Source organism: Flavobacterium zhoui (assembly GCF_042787235.1).
Classification (GTDB): domain Bacteria; phylum Bacteroidota; class Bacteroidia; order Flavobacteriales; family Flavobacteriaceae; genus Flavobacterium; species Flavobacterium zhoui.
The window spans coordinates 36206-57120 of record NZ_JBHZPY010000012.1; the positions used below are offsets into that span (position 1 = coordinate 36206).

Consider the following 20915-nt stretch of genomic DNA (forward strand, 5'->3'; position numbering starts at 1 on the left):
CAATAAGCTCTGAGAGTAGACTATTTTTTAAGGTGTTAAACTGGGTTTAGATTATGATTCAATCGTATTTAAAAATTGCAGTGTATGTAAATCCTAAATCATGTATTGGAATTTAGATTGTTCTTGCTATTTTCGTAAGAAATTATCTAATTTTAATTTCCTTTACTTTATTTAAATAAAACGCAGTTATGACCCCTAGAAAAACCTTTAGAATAATGTTTAGATTATTTAATTTATTAGTGTTGTTGCTATTTATTTCTTGTGGCTCGAATAAAAGTAAATTGTCTGAGTACAATTATTTTAATAGAAATTATTTTTACAATGATTCTTTGAAAGTGGGAATTGACTTTGATAAAAATGTTCAATTTAGAGAAGTTGCTGTCAGTAATGAAAAAGAATTTAAACAAGTATTAAAGAATAATAATATAGCATCAAAAGATCTTTTTTTAGTTGCTGATGCAAAAGAAAATGGAATTGAGATGTATTTTTTTTACCAGAATGCCCAACCACTGAGCGCTAATTTTAAAAATGCTAAAATTCTAGTATCTGATACGGTAAATAATACTTTCCTTTTCGAAAAGCAAAAAGGGAAAAGAAAAGTTTTAGGATTGGTGAAAACCAATTCAAGAAAGGACAAGAACTTTTCATTATTCGTTAATGATTTATTGAATAAAATTGATATTGACTCATTGAATACCAAGAAAATGTCCTATGTATCAATATTTATTAAGAATTTTCCTAACATACATCCCAACCCGCTTTTTGCAAGCAAAAAGTTGGAAACTGCACCTCTAAAATCAGAAATGGGAAATGATGACAAATTCCAGTTCTTAGCAGCGGTTAATGCATCCATGTCTAATAATAAACTGTATGATTCCTTAATTGTAGATTACGAAAAAGAACGTAAACAAAATTTTACTTCCGTGATTACCGCTTTATCTAGTAAAGAGGATGTTTACAAAGACGATGAGGTTTTTGGGAAGATTGCAGAAATCGCAAAAGAAAACCAAGTTATTATGCTGAATGAAGATCATTATTATCCAAAGCATAGATTGTTTGCAATGGAACTATTAGAAACGTTGAAAGCGAATGGATATCATTATCTGTCATTAGAAGGATTTAATAGTCAAAGTTCAGAAAAGGAGACCACCCCAAATTATAAGAATGGAATTTACACTGATGAGCCTTATTTTGCTCATTTCATCAGAAAGGCAATAGCTTTAGGTTTTATCGTTACAGGACATGAAAATTTTGAGAAAGGTATTGATAGAGAATTGGGTCAGGCCAAAAACATTATAAAGATTCTAGAGAAAGGCCCTAATGCCAAAATTTTTGTATATGTAGGGCATTCTCATATAGAAAAGAAAGACGATAAGGATAAATGGATGGCGGAGTATTTTAAAGAATTATCAGGAATTAACCCGATAACAATAAACCAAACAGTCATTTGTGCAGATACTAAACAAGATTTAACTTTAATTCCTCGCAAATATCTGGCAGACACGACGAAAGTAAAATCATCTGCTGATTATTTTTTGGTTAATAACCTTAAACCAAGTTTGAAAATTATTTATCCCAATGCTGAATTCAAAAAAGTAATTGTAAAGGACAGCAAATTTTCTGGCTATAAAAACAAAGAAGTTTTAGTTGAAATAATTGATTTTAAAGAATATGCTTTTATGAATAACTTGGCTATTCCCATTCAAAGTTTTCTAACAATCCCTAAAAATAGTGAAGTTGCTTTTGAATTGCCAATTGGCAAATATCACATTTTTATAAAAACTGATTATGATAAAACGATTTACGATCAGGACATGATTGTAAATTAATATACAAATGCAATTGCTCGTAAACTAAAAATTTGAAACAGGCTTATATTCCCTACTTTCGTATTTAGTTTTAAATTTTAACAATGCAAATTTTACTTCTAGTCATTAAGCATTAATGCCAGTAGAATAGGTCTCTTAATATTTTTAGAATAGGTAAGGAAGTAAAATGTTTAGGGTCTATTAAAGCGTGATATCATTCATTCTCATTTAGTTTAAAACGCACTTTACCGGGATATTTCTCTGCATAAGCAAGGATTAAATCCACAGTATATTGGTTGCTTTTGTAGGGAGTGACATGATCTTTTATCTCAGCGGGATCCGTAAAACCAATATCCGAAGCGATATATCCCATGCCATAAAAGTGACCGTTTTCAATCCAAATGCAACTGCGTTCTTCAGATGTCCTTCCTTTGTCTATAATAGCAAAGGTTGGTCTGTTTTTTATTAAAAAAGCAATGGCGTTTTTGACTTGCTCGTTGTGCTGTTCAACTTCAGGTAAATCGTTCCGTTCCGGTTTTGGTATAAATTCTCCATGGTCGTCCATGCCGTAATTGCAGAATCGATTATCAATGCCAAATTGTTCGGCTAGGCTTCGCAATACATTAATGCCTTTATACAAACTATTGAAAGACTCAATACACCCCTGAAATTTGGCTAACTTTCCAATAGCCAGATATCGGTAACCACTGCGGGCTTCATACTCATACAGTCCATATTTAGGGTCAAAGCGTTTTAATGCCCTGTTGTAGGTGGGCCACAGTTTCTTAATTTCGGTACATTCCAGCAACAGCGCCATTAATTCTGTAGCACAAATTTCAAAGGAAATACTGTATATGTCCCGGAGGAAATTTTGCCTTTGTGGAGTGATATTATGGCCGCTAAAATGGGAGGCCACCCGTTTTTTAAGTTAATAGCCTTTCCTACGTAAATGACTTTTCTTGTCTGATCGTAAAAAGAATATACCCCTGCTTTTTCAGGTAATTGCTCAAAGTCAGCTGGCGGTAGGTTAGGAGGTAAGCGCTGGTCTTGTGCCGTCTTTTTTATCATTTTTTCTAGTACTCCTTCAGTGTCCCATTCCAGTAAACGGGAAAACAATATGGCTGTCGCATCCGCATCACCGCCGGCACGGTGTTGGTTTGTTAAAGGAATGTCTAGCGAGTGGCAAAGTCTTCCCAAGCTGTACGAACCCAATCCCGACTTAATCTTTCTTGCGGCACGAACGGTGCACAATTTTGGCGCAGTCCATTTGAATCCGCTAGCTTCGAGTTGGTGGCGAACAAACGAATAATCAAAGTTGACATTATGAGCAACGAAAATGCGTCCGGTCAGCATTTCTAAAACCTTTTCAGAAATGGCATCAAAAATAGGTGCATCCCGAACCATTTCATTGTTAATCCCGGTTAGCGAAAAAATGGCAAGCGGTATTTCCTTTTCTGGGTTGACTAGCGTTTCCCAACGGTCGATTATGCTAGTTCCGTTATGGATAATAATGGCAATTTCTGTAATGCGACTGCCACTGGCATTGCCGCCTGTGGTTTCTATATCTACTATTGCGTATTCCTGATTTTTCATTTGGTATATAACGTGAATTATATTATTATTCTTGTGTATGAAGTTGTTAAAACCGCTCCTTTCTCACTTCCTAAAATATTCAGACAGACTCTTTTTTTTCGCCCACCACCATTTTATGCCTTGGCAGGTTAATTTCATGCTCCTGTGGATACGGTGCCCGATGGGTCATGCTTACATCTTCGTTAATCTGTTGATGTACTTTATATTGCCTATCAGAAGTGTTGGAATATCGTGGATCTGGGAGGAATGGCATTTTGGCCATTTTTGTAACTGTAATGGTTGGGAAATGATAATCCACTTCAACAGTTCCCAGAAGGAGGTAACAGCCACCGCCTTGGAACGGATATTTCTCCAAACTTTTAGTAAAATGTGCGGTATCGAAATATTCGCCTTCGATGTCGACCCAAGTTCCAAAATACATGGCACCCATTTTGGTGGGCACGTGTTTTCTGGAAATAAGATAGGCCAGCATTTTAACCGTTTTTTTATGGTACTTTAATAAATCTTTTGCCATTACATGCCCGCGATATTTAGTCTGCAATAAATCAAAAGGAGTACAGGAAACCGGAAAACTCAGCAGTTCGATTTCATCAAAAGAATCTTCAAAAGGAGAGCGTTCGAGTACTGGAAGTTCATATTCTTTGATAGGTTCCTGAAGCAGCATTAGATTTCTATTTTCGGGTTTAAAGTTTACGAGAATGAGTCTGGCAATCACCAGTAATTGGTTTTTTGTTTTTCCCGTAAAGCGGAATGCTCCGATAAAAATCAAAATCTGGATGCCTTCGATACATATCGGAACACGGTTGATGAAATCATCCAATGATTTGAATCCGCCATTTTCCTGCCGATCCTTAACTATAAAATGTAATGACCTACTTTCCAAACCTTCCAGATGCATGAAACCCAAATAAACATCGATTCCGTATAGGTTAGTTTCATAGTCGCTTTTGTTTACACAAGGATTATGGATGGTTGCTCCAGACATTCGTGCCTCGTGAATATACACTTCCGTACGGTAAAATCCACCCTGGTTGTTGATGACCGCTACCATAAATTCAATAGGGTAGTAGACTTTTAAATATAAACTTTGGTAACTTTCCACGGCGTAAGAAGCGGAGTGCGCCTTACAGAAGGAATAGCCAGCAAAAGATTCAATTTGTCGGTATATTTCTTCACTCAACTTAAGGGGATGTCCTTTTTGGGCACAGCAGGCAAAATAATTGTCTTTTACTTTTTGAAGTGCTGCTTTGGAGCGTCCTTTTCCACTCATGGCCCGACGCAGAATATCGCCATCGGCTGCAGGAAGTCCTGCATAATGCAAAGCAATCTTGATTACGTCTTCCTGATAGACCATCACCCCATAAGTTTCTCCGAGTTGTTCCTTAAAAACATCATGAAAATATTCGAAACGATCCGGATGGCTGTGTCGGAAAATGTATTCCTTCATCATACCCGATTGGGCGACACCCGGGCGAATAATAGAGGAAGCGGCTACAAGGATTTTATAGTTATCACATTTGAGACGGCGCAATAATCCACGCATGGCCGGGCTTTCTATGTAAAAGCACCCAATTGTTTTTCCATGACTTAGAAAATGATTGGCCTTAGCCTCGTTTTTTGATATAGCAGTATCCCGGATATCGACTTTGATCCCTCGATTTTTCTCGATTAGTTTTACACTGTCGTCGATATGACCAATCCCACGCTGGCTGAGAATATCAAATTTTTCAAAACCAATATCTTCTGCAATGTGCATGTCGAACAAGACGATTGGAAACCCTTTCGGTGGCATTTCCAAAGGCGTGTAATTGGTAATGGGTTCTTCCGAAATCAAGATACCACAGGAATGCATACTTCTTTGATTGGGGTATTTTTCGAGTAGCATACCGTATTCCTGAACTAGCTTCACGATTTTATTGCTATCATGCAATTGCATCGGGTTTTTAGCCAAAGCATCCAATTCCTCTTTGGGTAACCCAAAAACCTTACCCACTTCCCTGAATATGGAGCGGTATTTAAATTCCACATTGGTACCACAAAAAGCGACATGATCGGCACCGTATTTATCAAAAATGTATCGGAGAATGGTGTCTCGTTCTTTCCAGGACCAGTCAATGTCAAAATCGGGGGGGCTTTTGCGGTTCACATTCAGGAAGCGTTCAAAATACAAATCGAGTTCAATAGGGCAGATGTCGGTGATACCCAGACAATAACTTACAATACTGTTGGCACCGCTGCCACGACCGATGTGCAAAAAGCCCTGACTCATGCTGTATTGAATGATATCCCATGTGATCAGGAAATAGCCGCTGAATTCCAATTGGTCAATCACCTTTAATTCTTTTTCCACTCTTGCTAACGCTTGCGGATTATCGGCACCGTACTTTTTGATTAATCCTTTGTGAGCTAACTTCGTCAAAAGTTCCATGTCGCTTTCGGGACTACCGGAATAATACTTTTTGTTTTTGGGAGTTTTAAAGTCGAATTCAAAATGACATTGATCCATCAGTTTGTGCGTGTTTTCAATAATCTGTGGATACTCCTCAAATTTCGAAAGCAGTTCCTCCAAAGGAATCATTACTTCAGATGTTTTACAATAATCGGCTTCAGTGAGTTTGGATAAAATCACATTGGTATCAATAGCTCTCAGGATTTTATGCAGGTTGAATTCTCTTTTGGTACGGAAAGTGACGGATTGCAAAACCACCATTTTGTCAAGTAAAGCCTTCCATTCCGGAAGAAACAATTTGGGAAGTTGATCAGGAGCAATGCCTATAAATTCATGGTCTTTTAATTCCGCTGGCTTATTTTCAAAAGGATAAATAATGCAGACGTTATTAAATGAAGGTGCCACCAATGGCAACGAAGTACCCTCAAAATTATGTTGGGTAAGAAAGCGGTTCATTTCGGCGAGCCCATCGGCATTTTTAGCCAAACCGATATAGCGCAATTGATGGTTGCAGCGAAATTCTATTCCGACGAGTGGTTTTATCCCAAGCTCGTTACATGCTTTTGTAAAATCATAGATACCGGTAACCGTATTGATATCCGTTAATGCCATAGCTTTTACCCCAGAAACAAAAGCCTGCTGGATGAGATCCAACAATGGAATGGTGCCGTAGCGCAGGGAATGAAAAGAATGACAGTTGAGGTACATGGATTATGATTTACGTTTTAAAATTTCCGACTTGTTGTTGGGTTTGAAGGTGGCTCCGGCACACCGCATCACCGCATCAAATCCATACCGGCTTTTCATTTTATCCATGGCTTGATACAAAGACAGCATTTCTTCGGTGTCCTCAAATAAATTGATCTGATAGGTTCCACGAACCAACCCACTGAAACGAATTCCGATTAATCGGAGTCGCATGCGACGTTGGTATACTTTATCAAATAAGTCGGTAACCGTTTTTGTCAATACATGATCGGCTGAGGTATAGGCAATTTTGCATTGTTTGGTTTCGGTGTCAAAATTGGAATATCTAATTTTAATCACCACAGTGGAAGTCAGCCATTCCTCTGAGCGTAATTGAAAAGCGAGTTTCTCCACCATTCCAACCAGTATTGATTTCAGTTTTGGAATATCAATGGTATCCTGACTAAAAGTATGTTCTGTTGAAATGGATTTTCGTTCCGTATAGGGTTCCACCGGATTGTTATCGATGCCATTGGCTTTCTTCCAAATGTCGATACCGTTTTTACCGATCATCCGTTGTAATACTTCGGCAGGCATTTCTGAAAGCGTTTGGATTGTACGGATTCCAATTCGGGATAATAGTTGAAAAGTCACATCGCCCACCATGGGTATTTTTTGGATCGAAAGCGGATTTAAGAAAGAGCGTACCCTATTCTCGGGTATTTCTAAGTTTCCTTTGGGTTTAGCTTCGCCGGTACCAATTTTGGAAACCGTTTTGTTTATCGATAGCGCAAAGCTTATAGGTAATCCTGTTTCTTTGGTAACGGAATGTGCCAGTTCGTTGGTCCATTTGTACCCCCCGTAAAATTTATCCATACCCGTAATATCGAGGTAAAATTCATCGATGCTGGCTTTTTCTACAATTGGTGCTTTTTCTTGAATAACTTCGGTTACGTCATGCGATAATTTGGAGTACAATTCCATATCGCCTTTCATTACTTTGGCCTGAGGGCAGAGCCTAAGTGCCATTTTAATAGGCATGGCGGAACGCACTCCGAAGGTGCGGGCTTCATAGGAACAAGAAGCGACAACGCCACGATCCCCACCACCAATAATCAAAGGAATTCCTTCTAGTTTTGAATTCCCCAATCTTTCGCAGGACACAAAAAAAGTATCCAAATCCATGTGTACAATTGCTCTTTCCATCTTCTTTTCTTTTTTATACTTTACAAAATTAGTACAGATACTAACAAATTTTGTTATATTTGTTGTTACAAATTATAACAAAATAAACATGTCTTTATTTTCCGACAACATCAGGAACCTTAGGGTGCAACATAAAATTTCGCAAGAAAAGCTGGCGGAATCGTTAGGAATAACTAGAGGCAGGTACGTCAAATACGAAGACGGAACCTCCGAAGCCCCATATGAAATACTAAAGAAAATAGCGCATTATTACCACATCAGTATAGATCTGTTGCTATCTGTGGATGTGCGTAAAATACCACTAGATGATTTGTTGCGATTGGAAAATAACAGATTGGTACTGCCGATTACGGTGGATAACAAGGGAGATAACTTTATTGAAGTCGTCACACAAAAAGTAAAAGCCGGGTATTTGAATGGGTATGCCGATCCGGAATATATAGAAAATCTGCAACAAATTTCATTGCCGTTTTTGGGCTCGGGCAAGCACAGGGGGTTTCCGGTAGAAGGAGATTCGATGCCACCACATGCAGATGGATCCATTATCGTTGGGCGGTATATTGAAAGGTTAGGAGACGTCAATGATGGCAAGACCTATATACTGATAACTAAAAATGAAGGTATGGTGTATAAGCGGCTGAATAAAAACAAAAAGAATGCACTTGTTGTAGCATCAGACAACAGTTTTTATCCCCCTTATGAAGTAAAAGTTTCCGCTATACTTGAGATTTGGGAATACGTGTGTAACATTGGACTCACGGATGAAAAACAGGTATTAACGGAAACGGCAAGTGTAAAAGATCTGTTTTTGGAATTAAAAAGGGAAATTAATGATTTGAAAATTAAGCGTTAGATACTGGCTATTCTTAGAAAGGAATACCGAAGTCAGGAGACTTTGGGGAGCGGGGACTACTTTAAAACGACCAAACAATTTAGAATTTCATCTCTTTTATAATACCGTCTAGCAGAATACCATAACAAGTAATTTTTCCTTTATTAGTCCAACTCCTAAGAGTACTGCTGTCAATTTTTAATAATTCACAGGTTTCTGATCTGGTTAACAGGGTGTCTGATTCTTTGATTACCATATTTTTTTTAAAATCTACTAATTCTCGTTTTTTATAACTTCTTATTAATTGCTTTAGTTCATCGGTGAAATACAGTGTAGTAAAATTTGTTTTGCCATTATGGATGATTTTAAAATGAATAAAAAGACAATTGAAGTTGTGGATTCCTGTAATTCTAATTTATACGAGTTATACTTTGCAAAATTTCCTCTTTTTTATAATAAACTCTATTACCAATACCATAACTTTTTAGCTTACCGCTTTTTGTATGTTTCCAGAGAGAAGTAAAATTTATTTTTAGTAATTCACAGGCTTCTTTTCTTGAGAGCAGCGTTTCCGAGTCATTCTTTGCTGGAGCATTGAGTTTTTCAATTGCAATTTCAATTCGTTCCAGTTTTTCTAAAATAAGTTCAAAAGGATTTTCCATTTTTAATATAAAATTAGTAAAATGAAATTAACAAACTCTTCGATTGTTAATAGGATGACAATGCGTATAGGAACTCTTGGACTATAGTTTCTTATTGGAAAGGTCACGGAATGCAATTCCGCGCTAACGGGATTTGTTATTGGCATTCGAGGATATGGGTATAATGCTCAAAATAGCATGGGATTGTGAAATACAATGCCAGATCGTATGAGGAAGGGAAATGGATTTGGCTAAATGGATAAGGTTGGATCTCCTTTTTTAAGATTGTTTTAAAGGGTTAAATCCTTTTTTAGGAGCCAGAAAGGTACTTTCATCGGCTAGAAAGGTACTTTGGCAAGACGAATAATTTTATAGGAATAGAAATTATATTTTTGGGAAACTATAGGCAATCAAACTACAAGAATTAAAAACGATGTCAAATTATTGTTTTGAATACTACAGAACGAAAAGGTCCCACATTTCTAGCCTGACCGGATCACGGGATTGTAAGGATGGTTAAGAGTTTAAAAAATAAATACTCTCAATGACACAATTTGGCAGTAAGTAAAGATAATTTTGAAAATTAAAAATAAAATAAAAATAAAAAAAATGGAAAATTCATTTCAAGAGAAATTAGACGAAGAATTAAGAAAAATTGGACAGACTGTAAAAAAACCTAATATCCTTTTGTTAGGGGGAACAGGTGTAGGAAAGAGTTCTTTAACTAATTTAATTTTTAGAGCAGATATTGCTAAAACTGGAACTGGAAAACCAGTTACACAAGAAATTACAAGATATGAAATAGAAAACTCAGCTGTTGTACTTTACGATTCGGTTGGGTATGAATTAAGTGGTGAAAACTCAAAAGATGAATTTATTGCTAAAATAGTAGAATTTGCTTCTGCATCTAAAAGTAAAAAAGTAGATGAGCAAATTCATTTGGTATGGTATCATATTCAAGCATCTGGTCATAGGGTTACTGAATGGGATATTAATTTGATAACTAAAATAAAATCTCTCAATATTCCTATCGCTGTAGTGTTTACTAAATGTGATTTAGTAACAGAACAAGAAGTAAAAGAATTGGCTAATGAGATTAAAAACACTCCTTGCTTTGAAGTTACAACAAATGAAAAAGTAACTCCAAAGTACCTTGATTTAGAAAAATTGATTGAATGGTCTTCTAATAACTTAGAACCCGTACTCAAAATAGCATTTGTTAAATCACAAAAAGTAAATTTAGAAGAAAAGAAAAAAAATGTCAATAGTATTATCCTTCAACATACAGCAGTGAGCGCTGGTGTTGGATTTACTCCAATTCCGTTTGCTGATGCCCCAATTCTGTTAGCAAACCAAGCAGGAATGGTAGCGAGAATATTGTATGTTTATGATTTAGATGGTTATGGCAATCTGCTTTCTACTTTGTTAAAAACAGTAAGTCTAGGTTCACTAATTTCTACAAGTGGAAAATGGTTAGTCGGTGAATTGCTTAAACTTATTCCTGTGGTAGGAACAATAGGAGGCGGAATGATTACGGGATCTGTTGCAGCTGCGGTAACAGCGGCAATGGGTTATTCTGTTTCTGAAATTTGTTTTACAATCAGCAAATTTGCTATAGATGGGGAAGAGTCAAAAATGGAAGATTATATAAAAAACTTAACTTCTATATTTAAACAAAAAATGAAAGATAACTCTATAATATAAAAAATAATGGCAAGATATAATATGGTCCTTATGGGTAAAACGGGTGTTGGTAAAAGCACATTAGGTAACTACCTCTTTGGAAACAATGAATTTAAAACTGGGGTAGGAAAACCCGTAACTTCAAACGGTTTTCACGCTCTCGAATTTGATTTGCAAGGACTGCCTGTAACAGTTTTTGATTCTTGGGGCATTGAAGCTAACAAAGCAGATCAATGGTTGAGAGAATTAAATAAAGAACTTGAAAAGCGTTCTACGAAATCAGACCCTATGAATTGGTTTCATTCTGTTTTTTATTGTGTTCAAGCTAGTGGACATAGAATAGAAGATTTCGAAATAAAAATAATGGACAAGTTTATCAAGGAAAATTATAAAGTAACAGTAATTTTTACTAAATCTGATAATGTAAATGATGACGAGTTAGATGATTTAAAAAAAGCATTATCAAATGAATTTGGAAATAAAGTAGATTGTATAGAAGTTTGTAGCGAAGAAAAAACAAGAAGGGATGGTTCTGTTTCAAAAGCATTTGGAAAGAAAGAACTTGTTGATAATATATTTGCAAATTTTTGGAATTCAATATCTTTGAGATTACCACAACGATGTATTAATATAATGCAAAATGAAGTTGAGAAATTCCATAAAAAACAATTAAACATTATTAAAAAGGAAGCAGGTTATTTTAATGGTTCTGGTTTATCTTCTCAAATAAAAAATGAATCAAAAGATTTTTTTGATAACATAACAAAAGGATTTCTTGTTGTTGATGAAGTGAATAAAACTTTAAAAATGTATAATCTTTTTGGTAATAAAATCAATACATTAAGTGTAAATAATTATAATAACCCCTTTTTAGATAACATCACCTTTGAAAGCAGAAATTGGTGGTGGTATTTTCCAACTAATTTAATTTCGTTAGCAATTTGGGGAAGAGAAGATACAGAAAAGAAGTTATCAAAAAATATAGAGACAATTTGTAATGAGATGAATTCAAACATAGGCAAGATGCTTCCAAATATTAAAAAAATGATTGCAGGATTGAAACCAGGATAATTCAGATTTTAATCTGTACCGCAAACAAAATTAAAACATCAACCTTGTTGCAATGCGAGGTTTTGTTTTTAAATATTAGTTATCAACGGAGCTAGATAAAATTTTTAAAAAAAATAGAAAAAATTACTACTTTGGTTTATATATTAATAATTCTCAAACCGCTTCCTCAACTCCTCCTTAATTTCCTCCTCTAGCCATTTCGGCTCAACCACCCTAACCAAACTCCCATATTTTAAAATCTGTTGTCGGAAACCGGTTTTTCCAGTAATATTAGATTTTTAGTAAGTAAGAATGCTTCGCAATGGTATTAAATTATATTAATCCCAATTTTTTAGCTTTACCAATTAAATCCTTATCGCTGCCTTTTCCCAATAAAAGTTGCTCTTTTATATTTGCTTTTCTTTTTTCTATAGCGCTCATTGAAAGAGGAATATAGTTTGGAAGATTAACAGTTTTAACTCCTTGAGAAATTAAGATTAAAATTTGATTATCATGATTGTCCCAATTAATATTTTTTTTAAATAATTCTCTTTGAGATTCCATTATCGTTTTGCTATAGAATATATCTCCAGCAATAATTTTTTTACAAATGATAGGGAATATTTCAAAGTTAATGTCACTTTTTGATATGAACCCTTCGGGTTTTAATTCTTTAATTATTCGATCTACTTTTAGAGGTTCACTATGCATAGTAAGAAGAACTATTTTACAATTTTTAAATTTTTTTCTAATGAGCAAAGCTAAATCAACACCATTATTAATATTAAATTCATTATAAGGAGGTAGACTAATATCTAATAAAGCAAAATCAATATTTATGTTTTGTTTTGAATAATAAATAATTTTATTATAAGCATTTTCACAATCATAACTTTTTATAAAATTTGGTTTATTTTCATTAAAATCATTTTCAGAAAGTAGATTAATGTAGCTATCAACGGTCATAGGATGATCATCAACTATCAAAATATTAAGATTCATTTTTATATAATTTCTTACAAAATTAGTCAAATATTACGGATTTACCATACAATTTAAACAAATCAAAGATGTTTTTTTGCTCCTAATTATATTAATTAAAATTAATTTTTTATGAAAAGCAAATTATATATTGCAGGCCTTGTTTTTATTTCTTTTTTAACCTATTCGTGTTCTGATGATTATAGCGATGAAATTCCAGAAAACAGCAATAAAAATTTTGAAATTAAACCAAAACCTATTTTACAAAATGATTTAATAGAAAAAACTATTGATTCTACTTCTGTGATTATTAATACAGAAGTCTACAATGCAGACGGAGATCCAATTAATCCAATACCTCCAAGAGGCTAACTTTTATGTTATAGTCTTTATTCAAAAAACTATGTACTTTGTAAATAAATTGCATAGTTTTTATTCAAAAAACTATATATTTGAAATTATTAATAATAAGTATATTTTGATTGGTACTCCTAAAATAATTTGTTTATTTCTACTACTCTTTTTTTTTTCATGCAAAAGAAATGATTCAAACGTTTATGAAAAACAGGTAACTATTTTACTTAATAAAAGTTATTTAGATAATTTAGAGAAAAGTAAAAAAGAAAAATATCTAGACTCTATTACTGATTTATTAAAATCTAAAAAAAATGATTCCATTGTCAGAAATTTATATTTAAAAATTGCAACGGAATATTATTACATCAATAATTTAAAAAAATCCTTATCTGTTAGCATAAAGGCTTTACAACTATCGAAACAAACAAATGATAGTATTAGAATGGCTAAAGCATTATATTATATTGGTGATAGTTATAGAAATTCAAAAAAAGATAGTGCTTACTTTTATTATTTACAAGCAGAAAAATTATATTACAAAATTCATGACTATGATCATGTCGGTAGAATGCTATTCAATAAAGCTTATATATTATTTTATGAAGGGAACTATATAGAATGCGAAATTGAGATTTCTAAAGCATTACAGTATTTAAAGCTATCTACAAATTACCAGTTAACATATTCTTGTAATACATTAATGGGTAATTGTTTAGAGAAATTGATTGATTATGATGGAGCTTTGAAGTACCATAAAAATGCATTGGACGAATTAAAAAAAATGAAAATTAGTGATAATGAATCAAATAATTATTATCTAATTTCCATGATTAATATTTGTAATTTATATGATTTAAAAGGAGACTTTTCTAAGTCTATAAAAGAATTAAAAGGTCTTCTTTCTGAAGAACTTAAAACAAAGTCACCTATGTTGTATGCTAACGTTTTAAGTAATTTAGCTTTTTCAAAGATGAAAAAGAAAGATTATAAAAATGTTGGTTTAATGTTTTTTGAATCGCTTAGAATTACTAAAAATATTGGAAAGGAATCAGATATTTTATATAAAAAAATACATATTGGTGAATATCTTTTAACTCAAAAGGACACTTTAGGATCAATTCAATTCTTAAAAGAAGCAAATCAGTTAGCAACTAAAATAAATAATGGTAATGAAATTTTAACTTCATTAAAATTACTCTCCCGGGTCGACAAAAAGAATAGTTTATCTTATGTAAATAGATATATTGAGGTAAGTGACAGTATAAATGCAATTCAAAAAAATGCTCATAATAAGTATGCCAGAATTGAATATGAAACTTCTAAAATAGAGGATGAAAATAAAGTTTTGACTAAAAATAACCTTTACATTTTAATAATTTCATTTGGACTTATATTACTACTGGTAATAATTATTGTTGTTAAATATATAAAATACAAAAATAAAGAGTTGCAGTTTTTAAAGAAACAACAAAAAGCTAATGAAGAAATATATCAACTATTGACTGAGCAGCATGAAAAAATAAATGTTGCAAAAGAAATTGAGAAAGCTAAAATAGCAAAAGAATTGCATGATGGGATAATGAATAAAATTTATGGTGTCCGTATGAATTTAGGATTCTTTAATTCTAAAATAGATGAGGAAATAATTGCAAAAAGAAAAAATTATATTTTTGAATTGCAAAATATCGAGAATGAGATTAGAACTATATCACATGATTTAAGTCGTAGTTCTTTTTTTGAAGGAAATAATTTTAATACGTTACTGTCAAGTTTAATTGAAAATCAAAAAAATATCAACAGCACTCAGTTTATATATGCAAATGATAAAACTATTGAATGGGCAACCATTCCAAATATTTATAAGATTAATTTATATCGTATAATTCAAGAGGCTATTTTAAATATTAATAAATATGCAAATGCAAAAGATTGTAGTATAAAAATTCAAAAGAAGAATATTAATATTTTAAAATTGAGTATTAGTGATAACGGAGGAGGATTTGATATTAAAAATAAAAAGATTGGTATTGGATTAAGTAATATGAAAGAAAGAGTTGATTCTTTAGAGGGGCAATTTAGTATTGAATCAAAAATTGGAGAAGGGACAAAAATTGTAGTTATGCTTGATTATATATTATCTAAGAAAAGGTATTCAAAAAACTTCGATTAAAATTTCTTTTTTACGGGGGATTTAAAATGTTCATAAGAGTTTAATCCTTTAACTCATATCGTGAATCCTAATAATCGTCAAATAAGTTTTTTTAAATCACAGGATTTTTAAAAATGATATTTTCGAGGGGATGCTTTATTTCCACAATCTCAGATATAAAAACTATTAATAAATAGTTTCGCAAATTAAACAATATCCATATTAATAACAGTTATAAAATAATTATTAGTTAAAATTTATTGATTTAATTGGATTCATTTTAAATACTTGACTTAGTCTATTTGCAGTTAGCGCAATTCGTCTAAACAAGTTGGCATAAATCAAATTACATAGTGAGCAACCAACTTAATAAAAGGAGAGGAAAATTGTTTTTTGTTCTTTAAAGAAATGATAAGAGCTTAGTTTTTAATTTCTAGAAATTGAAAATTATTTAATTGATCACAATATACCTTAGCAATTTTTTTACTTCTTTACCCGAAAAAAGATTTTTAATGATATTAGATGTTTTGTGTTTGAAACTTGACTAACATTTTCGAATATTATTTTGCAATTTCAAAAACAATTATTGATGTATTCATTTTTAAGGGTATAAATATTAGATATTCAACTATTTATTTTGTGTTTACACGCGTACTTGCTTAAATAGTATGTTTAGTTTATTTCAATATATGGACAAATTTATTTGTCATTGAGAAATAAGTTAGATTAAAAATTAAATAATTTAATTGTCTTTCACCTTTTAAGGTAATTTAATTACTAGCTATTCTATTTATTCTTAATGGGTTTTAGGTGTAAGATAAATACCGTAGTATTTTTTAAAAAAAACCGTAATTTTTAGATGAATGTTATTTCTAATTTAGCATAAAATTGATTGTATTTAAATGTTATAAATTTTAATTATTTCAGGTGTAAACCGAATATAAGTAATCCTATTTAGTAACATTTAAATACAATTAAACAACTTAATTATTTTTAAATTTTCTTCTTAAATGAAATATTTTTTGTTATTACTACTCGGTTTTTTCCCAGTAATTCTGTCGGCCCAAATTGAAATTAATGGAATAGTTGAAGATTCCCGACATGCTATAGAGTTTGCAACGGTTACATTGCATAATGGAAGTAATGAATATGTCATTGGGGCAATTACTTCTGAAAATGGAGCATTCAAATTTTCTGTAAATCAAGGGAAATATAAATTAACCATTAATTATATTGGATATAAGCAATATCAAAGTGAAATATCTGTCACTAAAAATAGTAATCTAGGAATTATACAAATTGAGACAAATAATATTGAATTAGACGAATTAGTTTTACAAACAAAAAAGCACATTTTAGTAAGAAAAAATGATCGTCTAGTATTTAATATTGAAAATACAACAACGGCAGACGCTGGATCTGCTATAGAAGTGCTTAGTGTAACTCCAGGTCTAATCTTAAATAATGACCAGTTATCAATGTTAGGAAAAACCAGCATAAACGTTATGGTAGACGGAAGGATTACTCCTTTTACTGGCAATCAACTGAACAGTTATTTAAATTCGATTCCAAGTAATACAATTAAAAGTATTGAAGTTATTACGGCGCCACCTTCAAAATATAATGCAGAGGGCAATGGGGGGTTAATTAATATTATTCTTAAGCAGAATAAAAACAATTCGTGGAATTCATCAATTAGACTCTCTGGAACAGAGCGATATCAATCGTCGTGGGATGGAGGTGCAACATTTAATTATAAAAAAGATAAGTTGTCTATTTCCGCAAATGTAGGGAAAGACGATTTTAATAAAAAAAATATTTATCATAATAAAACTTTTTATCCAAATCAAAATTGGGTAGGCGATGGATCGGGTTTGTATCAAAATAAAGGTTTAAACTCTAGTTTGTCAATTGATTATCAGGCATTAAAATTTTGGACAACAGGGGTTGATTATTCAAATTCTTTCTCTGACGTTGAAGAGAAATCAAACAATTTGGATAAAATATTTACTATAAATAATGAATTAGAGTTTTCTATTAAATCCGTAGGAAGGTCCAATAGCCAGCCTAAAAGGCATTCTTTTAATTTTCACAATATTTTTGCTTTAGATTCTTTAGGAAAAAAAATATCAATAGATATGGATTTTTATAAAGCTGTTTCTAATAAAGACGGTGATAACGGGGGGATTACTTTTGATCGGGATAATAATATTATTGAAAACCCTTTTTTTTCTAATCAAACTACTATTGATTATGATTTTAATAATTTGGCAACCAAAATAGATGTTGAACTTCCTTTAAAAACATTGAATTTAGAATTTGGAGCAAGTTCATCTCTTTCAGAAACGATCAACGAATTTGATTTTTTTAATACAGTTTCAGGAGATGTCATTTTTGATCTAAATCAGTCGAATAAATTTAAATATAATGAAAAAATATTTGCGGTTTATGCGTCTGGAGATAGTAATTTGACTAAGAAATGGAGTTTAAAAGCAGGGTTAAGAATTGAAAATACATGGATAACCTCTTATTCAAAATCTATTGGACAAGAAAATAAAAACGACTATTTAAAATTTTTCCCAACAATTTATTCAACATATAAATTTAATGATATTTATTCATTAACGGCTTCTTTTAATAAAAGGTTAAGCAGACCAAGATTTGAGTCATTAGATCCTTTTAAAATCGTTATAAATCCCTTTAAAATTGTAGAAGGAAATCCATTTCTTAGACCATCTTATACAGATAATTACGAATTTATTTTTAATTCTAAAAAAAATGAGTTGAAAGGCTACTTTCAAGATGTTAAAGGGAAGTATGAGCAAATAGCCGAAATTGATGCAGTAACTACAATTGTAAATTATACTTATTTAAACTATTTAAACATGAAAAACTATGGATTAACGGACACTTATATCTACGATAAAATAAAGTGGTTAACTTCATACAATACTTTTGATATAGGTTATTCAATAATTCAATCATCTATTCCGAAAACGATTAATAAACAAGAGGGTTACAACGCATTTTTACAAACCAGAAACGATATAACTCTTAATTCAAAACATACTTTTTTAATGGGATTCAGTTATTATTATGTGTTTCCCTCAAAAGTCAATGTTTCGCAAGCTGAAGGATATGGATCACTAAACTTATCTTTAAAATTAAGGTTATTGGATAAAAACCTTAGTCTCTCCTTTTTCATGAATGATGTGTTAGATAGTAATAGACATTTAATTACTACTTATTACGGTGGCGTTAAGAGTGCATATAAAAACTATTATGACTCTAGATCAATTAGGGTAAGCGCAATATATTCTTTTGGAAACAAAAAAATAAAATTAAACTCAAGACCTGCCGGAAATCAAGATATACAGAATCGATTATAGTAATTGAAATATATAAATATGATTGTTAGATTCCAATTTGTGTAAAAGACAAAAAGTAATTAGTAGAAATCTATTTTTACTATGAGGTAAATAATAGGCAGGATCAAAACGTCATATTAGTGTGACCTATCTGTGTAGGTACAAGGTGGCACTTGTCAGTTCACGAAAAAAAATATATCCAGGGCCCGGGTATTTTAGACCGAAGGAATATTAAAGTCTTAAAACTATGATAGATTAAATAACCAATAAATTTTTATAAAATGAAAATTAAATTAACCAAAGGCTTAAGCCTAAACAAAGAAGCTGTCACAAAACTTCAAGAATCGCAAATGGCACATTTTAAAGGTGGTAATTTGATAGAAGAGGGAACATGTGCTGAGGCATCATGCTTTAAATCATGTAATAAAGGATCTTGTTAGTAATTAAAATCTTATAAAATGAAAATCAAATTAACTAAAGGCTTAAGCCTAAACAAAGAGGCGATAACAAAACTTCAAGAATCGCAAATGGGATATTTTAAGGGCGGTAATGTACCAGTGGATGCATCATGTGCAGACTTGTCATGTGTTGCATCCTGTAAGGAAGATTCCTGTCGCAAATAGAGTAGATATTTATTGAGAGAGTTAATTGTTTTTTTAGCTCTCTCTCTTTAAACAAAAAAAAGATGAAAATTAAATTAATCAAAGGCTTAGGTCTAAACAAAGAAGTGATAACAAAACTTCAAGAATCGCAAATGGCACATTTTAAGGGTGGTCTTATTATAGAGGATGCATCATGTCTAGACTTATCATGTGTTGCATCCTGCAAAGAAGATTCCTGTCGCAAATAGAGTAGATATTTATTGAGAGAGTTAATTGTTTTTTTAGCTCTCTCTCTTTAAAACAAAAAAAGATGAAAATTAAATTATCAAAAGGTTTAAGCCTTAATAAAGAAACTGTTTCAAAACTTCAAGAATCACAAATGGCACATATTAAAGGAGGTAATGTAATCGAAGATTCGTGGTCATGTGTTGCTGGAACTTGTAATGCGTCATGTAATAAAGGTACATGTAACGGATAAGAATTGTAAGAGATAGGTGGTTTTATAATTTAGTTAAAACCGTCTATCTTTTAATCAATAGATGAAAATTAAATTCTTTTTTTTTAATTCTTAAAGGAATATAAAAAGATTATAAATGTAATAGCATTTCTAATGCAATTATTATCAAAGAGTGAATTAGACATTAAATAATTACTAACCAAATATTACTAAAATATTAAATTAAACAATTGTATGAAAATTAAATTAACTAAAGGCTTAAGTCTAAATAAAGTAGCTATAACAAAACTTCAAGAATCACAAGTTGCACATTTTAAAGGAGGTATAGTACCACCAGTTAAATCATGTGAATTAAATACCTGTATGGGCGACATGTCTTGTGAAGTAGTATCTTGTCGATAATAACTTATTTAAAATTAAATTAACCAAAGGCTTAGGTCCTCTAATGACACATCATGTTTTGCATCTTCTATGGAAGTTGCATGTCGCAAATAGAGTAAATATTTATTGAGAGAATTAATTGTTTTTTTAGCTCTCTCTTTAAAATAAAAAAAGATGAAAATTAAATTAACCAAAGGCTTAAGCCTTAACAAAAAATCTATTACAAGGTTTCAAGAATCACAAATGTCACATTTTAAAGGGCGTAATGCGCAAGGAGTCGGTAATGTTTTATATATAGATGATTCTTGTATAGGAACTTGTCAAAAAATGTCTTGCAGTTAAAGATAAAATACTTGTTGTTTTTTTTAACTTTTATTCCAGATCAATTAACTATTAGAATTCCTATGGGATTAGTTATTAGAAAGGTCAATTATAGTTTTTTTAGAATCTATTAAAGATAAAAATGTATAGATAAAAAGTATTTAACAATGCATTTTGTGCTCTCAATTCTACTTTATTAAAAAGCATCGAATCTTGATGGAATTTATTAATAATAATAGGTCATTACGTCCACTTAGTTAATTTAGAAAATAGATTACTAATTAAATTGGATTTTAATAGAGCAGTAAGTTAAGTACTAATAATTTTAGTAAGATGAAATTAAGTAATGG

At 31.7% G+C, this 20915-nt stretch carries 19 protein-coding genes and 1 pseudogene; 13 read left to right on the plus strand and 7 right to left on the minus strand.

Annotated elements, in window-relative coordinates:
* The first annotated feature begins 188 nt into the window (after window positions 1-188).
* Window positions 189-1829 carry a hypothetical protein gene (locus ACFX5F_RS13065; protein WP_379852446.1) on the plus strand — a complete coding sequence of 547 codons (1641 nt, stop codon included), beginning with the start codon at window positions 189-191 and terminating at the stop codon, window positions 1827-1829.
* A 193-nt stretch (window positions 1830-2022) separates the two neighbouring features.
* On the opposite strand, the gene ACFX5F_RS13070 is transcribed toward ACFX5F_RS13065, so the two are convergent.
* From ACFX5F_RS13070 to dinB, 4 genes and pseudogenes are all read right to left on the minus strand, one after another.
* Entirely contained in the window at window positions 2023-2625 is a 603-nt protein-coding gene (locus ACFX5F_RS13070) for a hypothetical protein (protein ID WP_379852447.1), read from the minus strand.
* 6 nt (window positions 2626-2631) lie between these two features.
* Window positions 2632-3401 (minus strand): annotated as a pseudogene (locus ACFX5F_RS13075) (exonuclease domain-containing protein); the annotation flags it as partial.
* A gap of 79 nt (window positions 3402-3480) precedes the next feature.
* Window positions 3481-6558 carry a DNA polymerase III subunit alpha gene (locus tag ACFX5F_RS13080; protein ID WP_379852449.1) on the minus strand — a complete coding sequence of 1026 codons (3078 nt, stop codon included), beginning with the start codon at window positions 6556-6558 and terminating at the stop codon, window positions 3481-3483.
* Window positions 6559-6561: 3 nt separating this feature from the next.
* Window positions 6562-7743, minus strand: coding sequence for a DNA polymerase IV (dinB, locus tag ACFX5F_RS13085; RefSeq protein ID WP_379852450.1), 1182 nt, complete (start codon window positions 7741-7743; stop codon window positions 6562-6564).
* Between the two features lie 88 nt (window positions 7744-7831).
* On the opposite strand from dinB, the gene ACFX5F_RS13090 reads away from it, so the two are divergent.
* Window positions 7832-8596, plus strand: coding sequence for an XRE family transcriptional regulator (locus tag ACFX5F_RS13090; protein ID WP_379852451.1), 765 nt, complete (start codon window positions 7832-7834; stop codon window positions 8594-8596).
* Window positions 8597-8985: 389 nt separating this feature from the next.
* Here the strand turns inward: ACFX5F_RS13090 and ACFX5F_RS13095 are convergent, their stop codons facing one another.
* Entirely contained in the window at window positions 8986-9237 is a 252-nt protein-coding gene (locus ACFX5F_RS13095) for a helix-turn-helix domain-containing protein (RefSeq protein WP_379852452.1), read from the minus strand.
* Between the two features lie 588 nt (window positions 9238-9825).
* On the opposite strand from ACFX5F_RS13095, the gene ACFX5F_RS13100 reads away from it, so the two are divergent.
* A complete protein-coding gene (locus tag ACFX5F_RS13100; RefSeq protein WP_379852453.1) occupies window positions 9826-10920 on the plus strand; it encodes a YcjF family protein in 1095 nt (364 codons plus the stop codon).
* A 6-nt stretch (window positions 10921-10926) separates the two neighbouring features.
* Window positions 10927-11970 carry a GTPase domain-containing protein gene (locus tag ACFX5F_RS13105; RefSeq protein ID WP_379852454.1) on the plus strand — a complete coding sequence of 348 codons (1044 nt, stop codon included), beginning with the start codon at window positions 10927-10929 and terminating at the stop codon, window positions 11968-11970.
* Between the two features lie 143 nt (window positions 11971-12113).
* On the opposite strand, the gene ACFX5F_RS13110 is transcribed toward ACFX5F_RS13105, so the two are convergent.
* Together ACFX5F_RS13110 and ACFX5F_RS13115 are read right to left on the minus strand one after the other, a co-directional pair.
* Window positions 12114-12239, minus strand: a complete 126-nt coding sequence (locus tag ACFX5F_RS13110; RefSeq protein ID WP_379852543.1) for a WCX domain-containing protein — start codon at window positions 12237-12239, stop codon at window positions 12114-12116.
* A 43-nt stretch (window positions 12240-12282) separates the two neighbouring features.
* Entirely contained in the window at window positions 12283-12951 is a 669-nt protein-coding gene (locus tag ACFX5F_RS13115) for a response regulator (protein ID WP_379852455.1), read from the minus strand.
* Window positions 12952-13062: 111 nt separating this feature from the next.
* On the opposite strand from ACFX5F_RS13115, the gene ACFX5F_RS13120 reads away from it, so the two are divergent.
* From ACFX5F_RS13120 to ACFX5F_RS13160, 9 genes are all read left to right on the plus strand, one after another.
* Window positions 13063-13302 (plus strand): hypothetical protein, encoded by a 240-nt coding sequence (locus tag ACFX5F_RS13120; protein WP_379852456.1) that lies wholly within the window; start codon window positions 13063-13065, stop codon window positions 13300-13302.
* Between the two features lie 31 nt (window positions 13303-13333).
* A complete protein-coding gene (locus ACFX5F_RS13125; RefSeq protein WP_379852457.1) occupies window positions 13334-15457 on the plus strand; it encodes an ATP-binding protein in 2124 nt (707 codons plus the stop codon).
* A 1001-nt stretch (window positions 15458-16458) separates the two neighbouring features.
* Window positions 16459-18825 carry a TonB-dependent receptor gene (locus ACFX5F_RS13130; protein WP_379852458.1) on the plus strand — a complete coding sequence of 789 codons (2367 nt, stop codon included), beginning with the start codon at window positions 16459-16461 and terminating at the stop codon, window positions 18823-18825.
* A gap of 260 nt (window positions 18826-19085) precedes the next feature.
* Window positions 19086-19244 (plus strand): class I lanthipeptide, encoded by a 159-nt coding sequence (locus ACFX5F_RS13135; RefSeq protein ID WP_379852459.1) that lies wholly within the window; start codon window positions 19086-19088, stop codon window positions 19242-19244.
* 18 nt (window positions 19245-19262) lie between these two features.
* The gene (locus ACFX5F_RS13140; protein ID WP_379852460.1) at window positions 19263-19427 is read left to right on the plus strand and encodes a class I lanthipeptide; all 165 of its coding nucleotides are present in this window, start codon (window positions 19263-19265) and stop codon (window positions 19425-19427) included.
* 62 nt (window positions 19428-19489) lie between these two features.
* Complete coding sequence (locus ACFX5F_RS13145; RefSeq protein ID WP_379852461.1) at window positions 19490-19654, plus strand: class I lanthipeptide; 165 nt, start codon at window positions 19490-19492, stop codon at window positions 19652-19654.
* A 62-nt stretch (window positions 19655-19716) separates the two neighbouring features.
* Window positions 19717-19884: a class I lanthipeptide gene (locus ACFX5F_RS13150; protein WP_379852462.1), complete on the plus strand. Its 168-nt coding sequence runs from the start codon at window positions 19717-19719 to the stop codon at window positions 19882-19884.
* Window positions 19885-20097: 213 nt separating this feature from the next.
* Window positions 20098-20265, plus strand: coding sequence for a class I lanthipeptide (locus tag ACFX5F_RS13155; RefSeq protein ID WP_379852463.1), 168 nt, complete (start codon window positions 20098-20100; stop codon window positions 20263-20265).
* Between the two features lie 153 nt (window positions 20266-20418).
* On the plus strand, window positions 20419-20586 hold the full coding sequence (locus tag ACFX5F_RS13160; RefSeq protein ID WP_379852464.1) for a class I lanthipeptide: 168 nt from the start codon (window positions 20419-20421) through the stop codon (window positions 20584-20586).
* Window positions 20587-20915 lie beyond the last annotated feature (329 nt).

What these genes read in the sequence shown, in the direction of transcription:
- ACFX5F_RS13090 (WP_379852451.1), top strand. Translation starts at nt 7,832, where the DNA reads ATGTCTTTATTTTCCGACAACATCAGGAACCTTAGGGTGCAACATAAA.
- ACFX5F_RS13065 (WP_379852446.1), top strand. Translation starts at nt 189, where the DNA reads ATGACCCCTAGAAAAACCTTTAGAATAATGTTTAGATTATTTAATTTA.
- ACFX5F_RS13070 (WP_379852447.1), bottom strand. Translation starts at nt 2,625, where the DNA reads ATGGCGCTGTTGCTGGAATGTACCGAAATTAAGAAACTGTGGCCCACC.
- ACFX5F_RS13095 (WP_379852452.1), bottom strand. Translation starts at nt 9,237, where the DNA reads ATGGAAAATCCTTTTGAACTTATTTTAGAAAAACTGGAACGAATTGAA.
- ACFX5F_RS13150 (WP_379852462.1), top strand. Translation starts at nt 19,717, where the DNA reads ATGAAAATTAAATTATCAAAAGGTTTAAGCCTTAATAAAGAAACTGTT.
- dinB (WP_379852450.1), bottom strand. Translation starts at nt 7,743, where the DNA reads ATGGAAAGAGCAATTGTACACATGGATTTGGATACTTTTTTTGTGTCC.
- ACFX5F_RS13160 (WP_379852464.1), top strand. Translation starts at nt 20,419, where the DNA reads ATGAAAATTAAATTAACCAAAGGCTTAAGCCTTAACAAAAAATCTATT.
- ACFX5F_RS13135 (WP_379852459.1), top strand. Translation starts at nt 19,086, where the DNA reads ATGAAAATTAAATTAACCAAAGGCTTAAGCCTAAACAAAGAAGCTGTC.
- ACFX5F_RS13080 (WP_379852449.1), bottom strand. Translation starts at nt 6,558, where the DNA reads ATGTACCTCAACTGTCATTCTTTTCATTCCCTGCGCTACGGCACCATT.
- ACFX5F_RS13125 (WP_379852457.1), top strand. Translation starts at nt 13,334, where the DNA reads ATGTACTTTGTAAATAAATTGCATAGTTTTTATTCAAAAAACTATATA.
- ACFX5F_RS13120 (WP_379852456.1), top strand. Translation starts at nt 13,063, where the DNA reads ATGAAAAGCAAATTATATATTGCAGGCCTTGTTTTTATTTCTTTTTTA.
- ACFX5F_RS13115 (WP_379852455.1), bottom strand. Translation starts at nt 12,951, where the DNA reads ATGAATCTTAATATTTTGATAGTTGATGATCATCCTATGACCGTTGAT.
- ACFX5F_RS13140 (WP_379852460.1), top strand. Translation starts at nt 19,263, where the DNA reads ATGAAAATCAAATTAACTAAAGGCTTAAGCCTAAACAAAGAGGCGATA.
- ACFX5F_RS13145 (WP_379852461.1), top strand. Translation starts at nt 19,490, where the DNA reads ATGAAAATTAAATTAATCAAAGGCTTAGGTCTAAACAAAGAAGTGATA.
- ACFX5F_RS13100 (WP_379852453.1), top strand. Translation starts at nt 9,826, where the DNA reads ATGGAAAATTCATTTCAAGAGAAATTAGACGAAGAATTAAGAAAAATT.
- ACFX5F_RS13105 (WP_379852454.1), top strand. Translation starts at nt 10,927, where the DNA reads ATGGCAAGATATAATATGGTCCTTATGGGTAAAACGGGTGTTGGTAAA.
- ACFX5F_RS13155 (WP_379852463.1), top strand. Translation starts at nt 20,098, where the DNA reads ATGAAAATTAAATTAACTAAAGGCTTAAGTCTAAATAAAGTAGCTATA.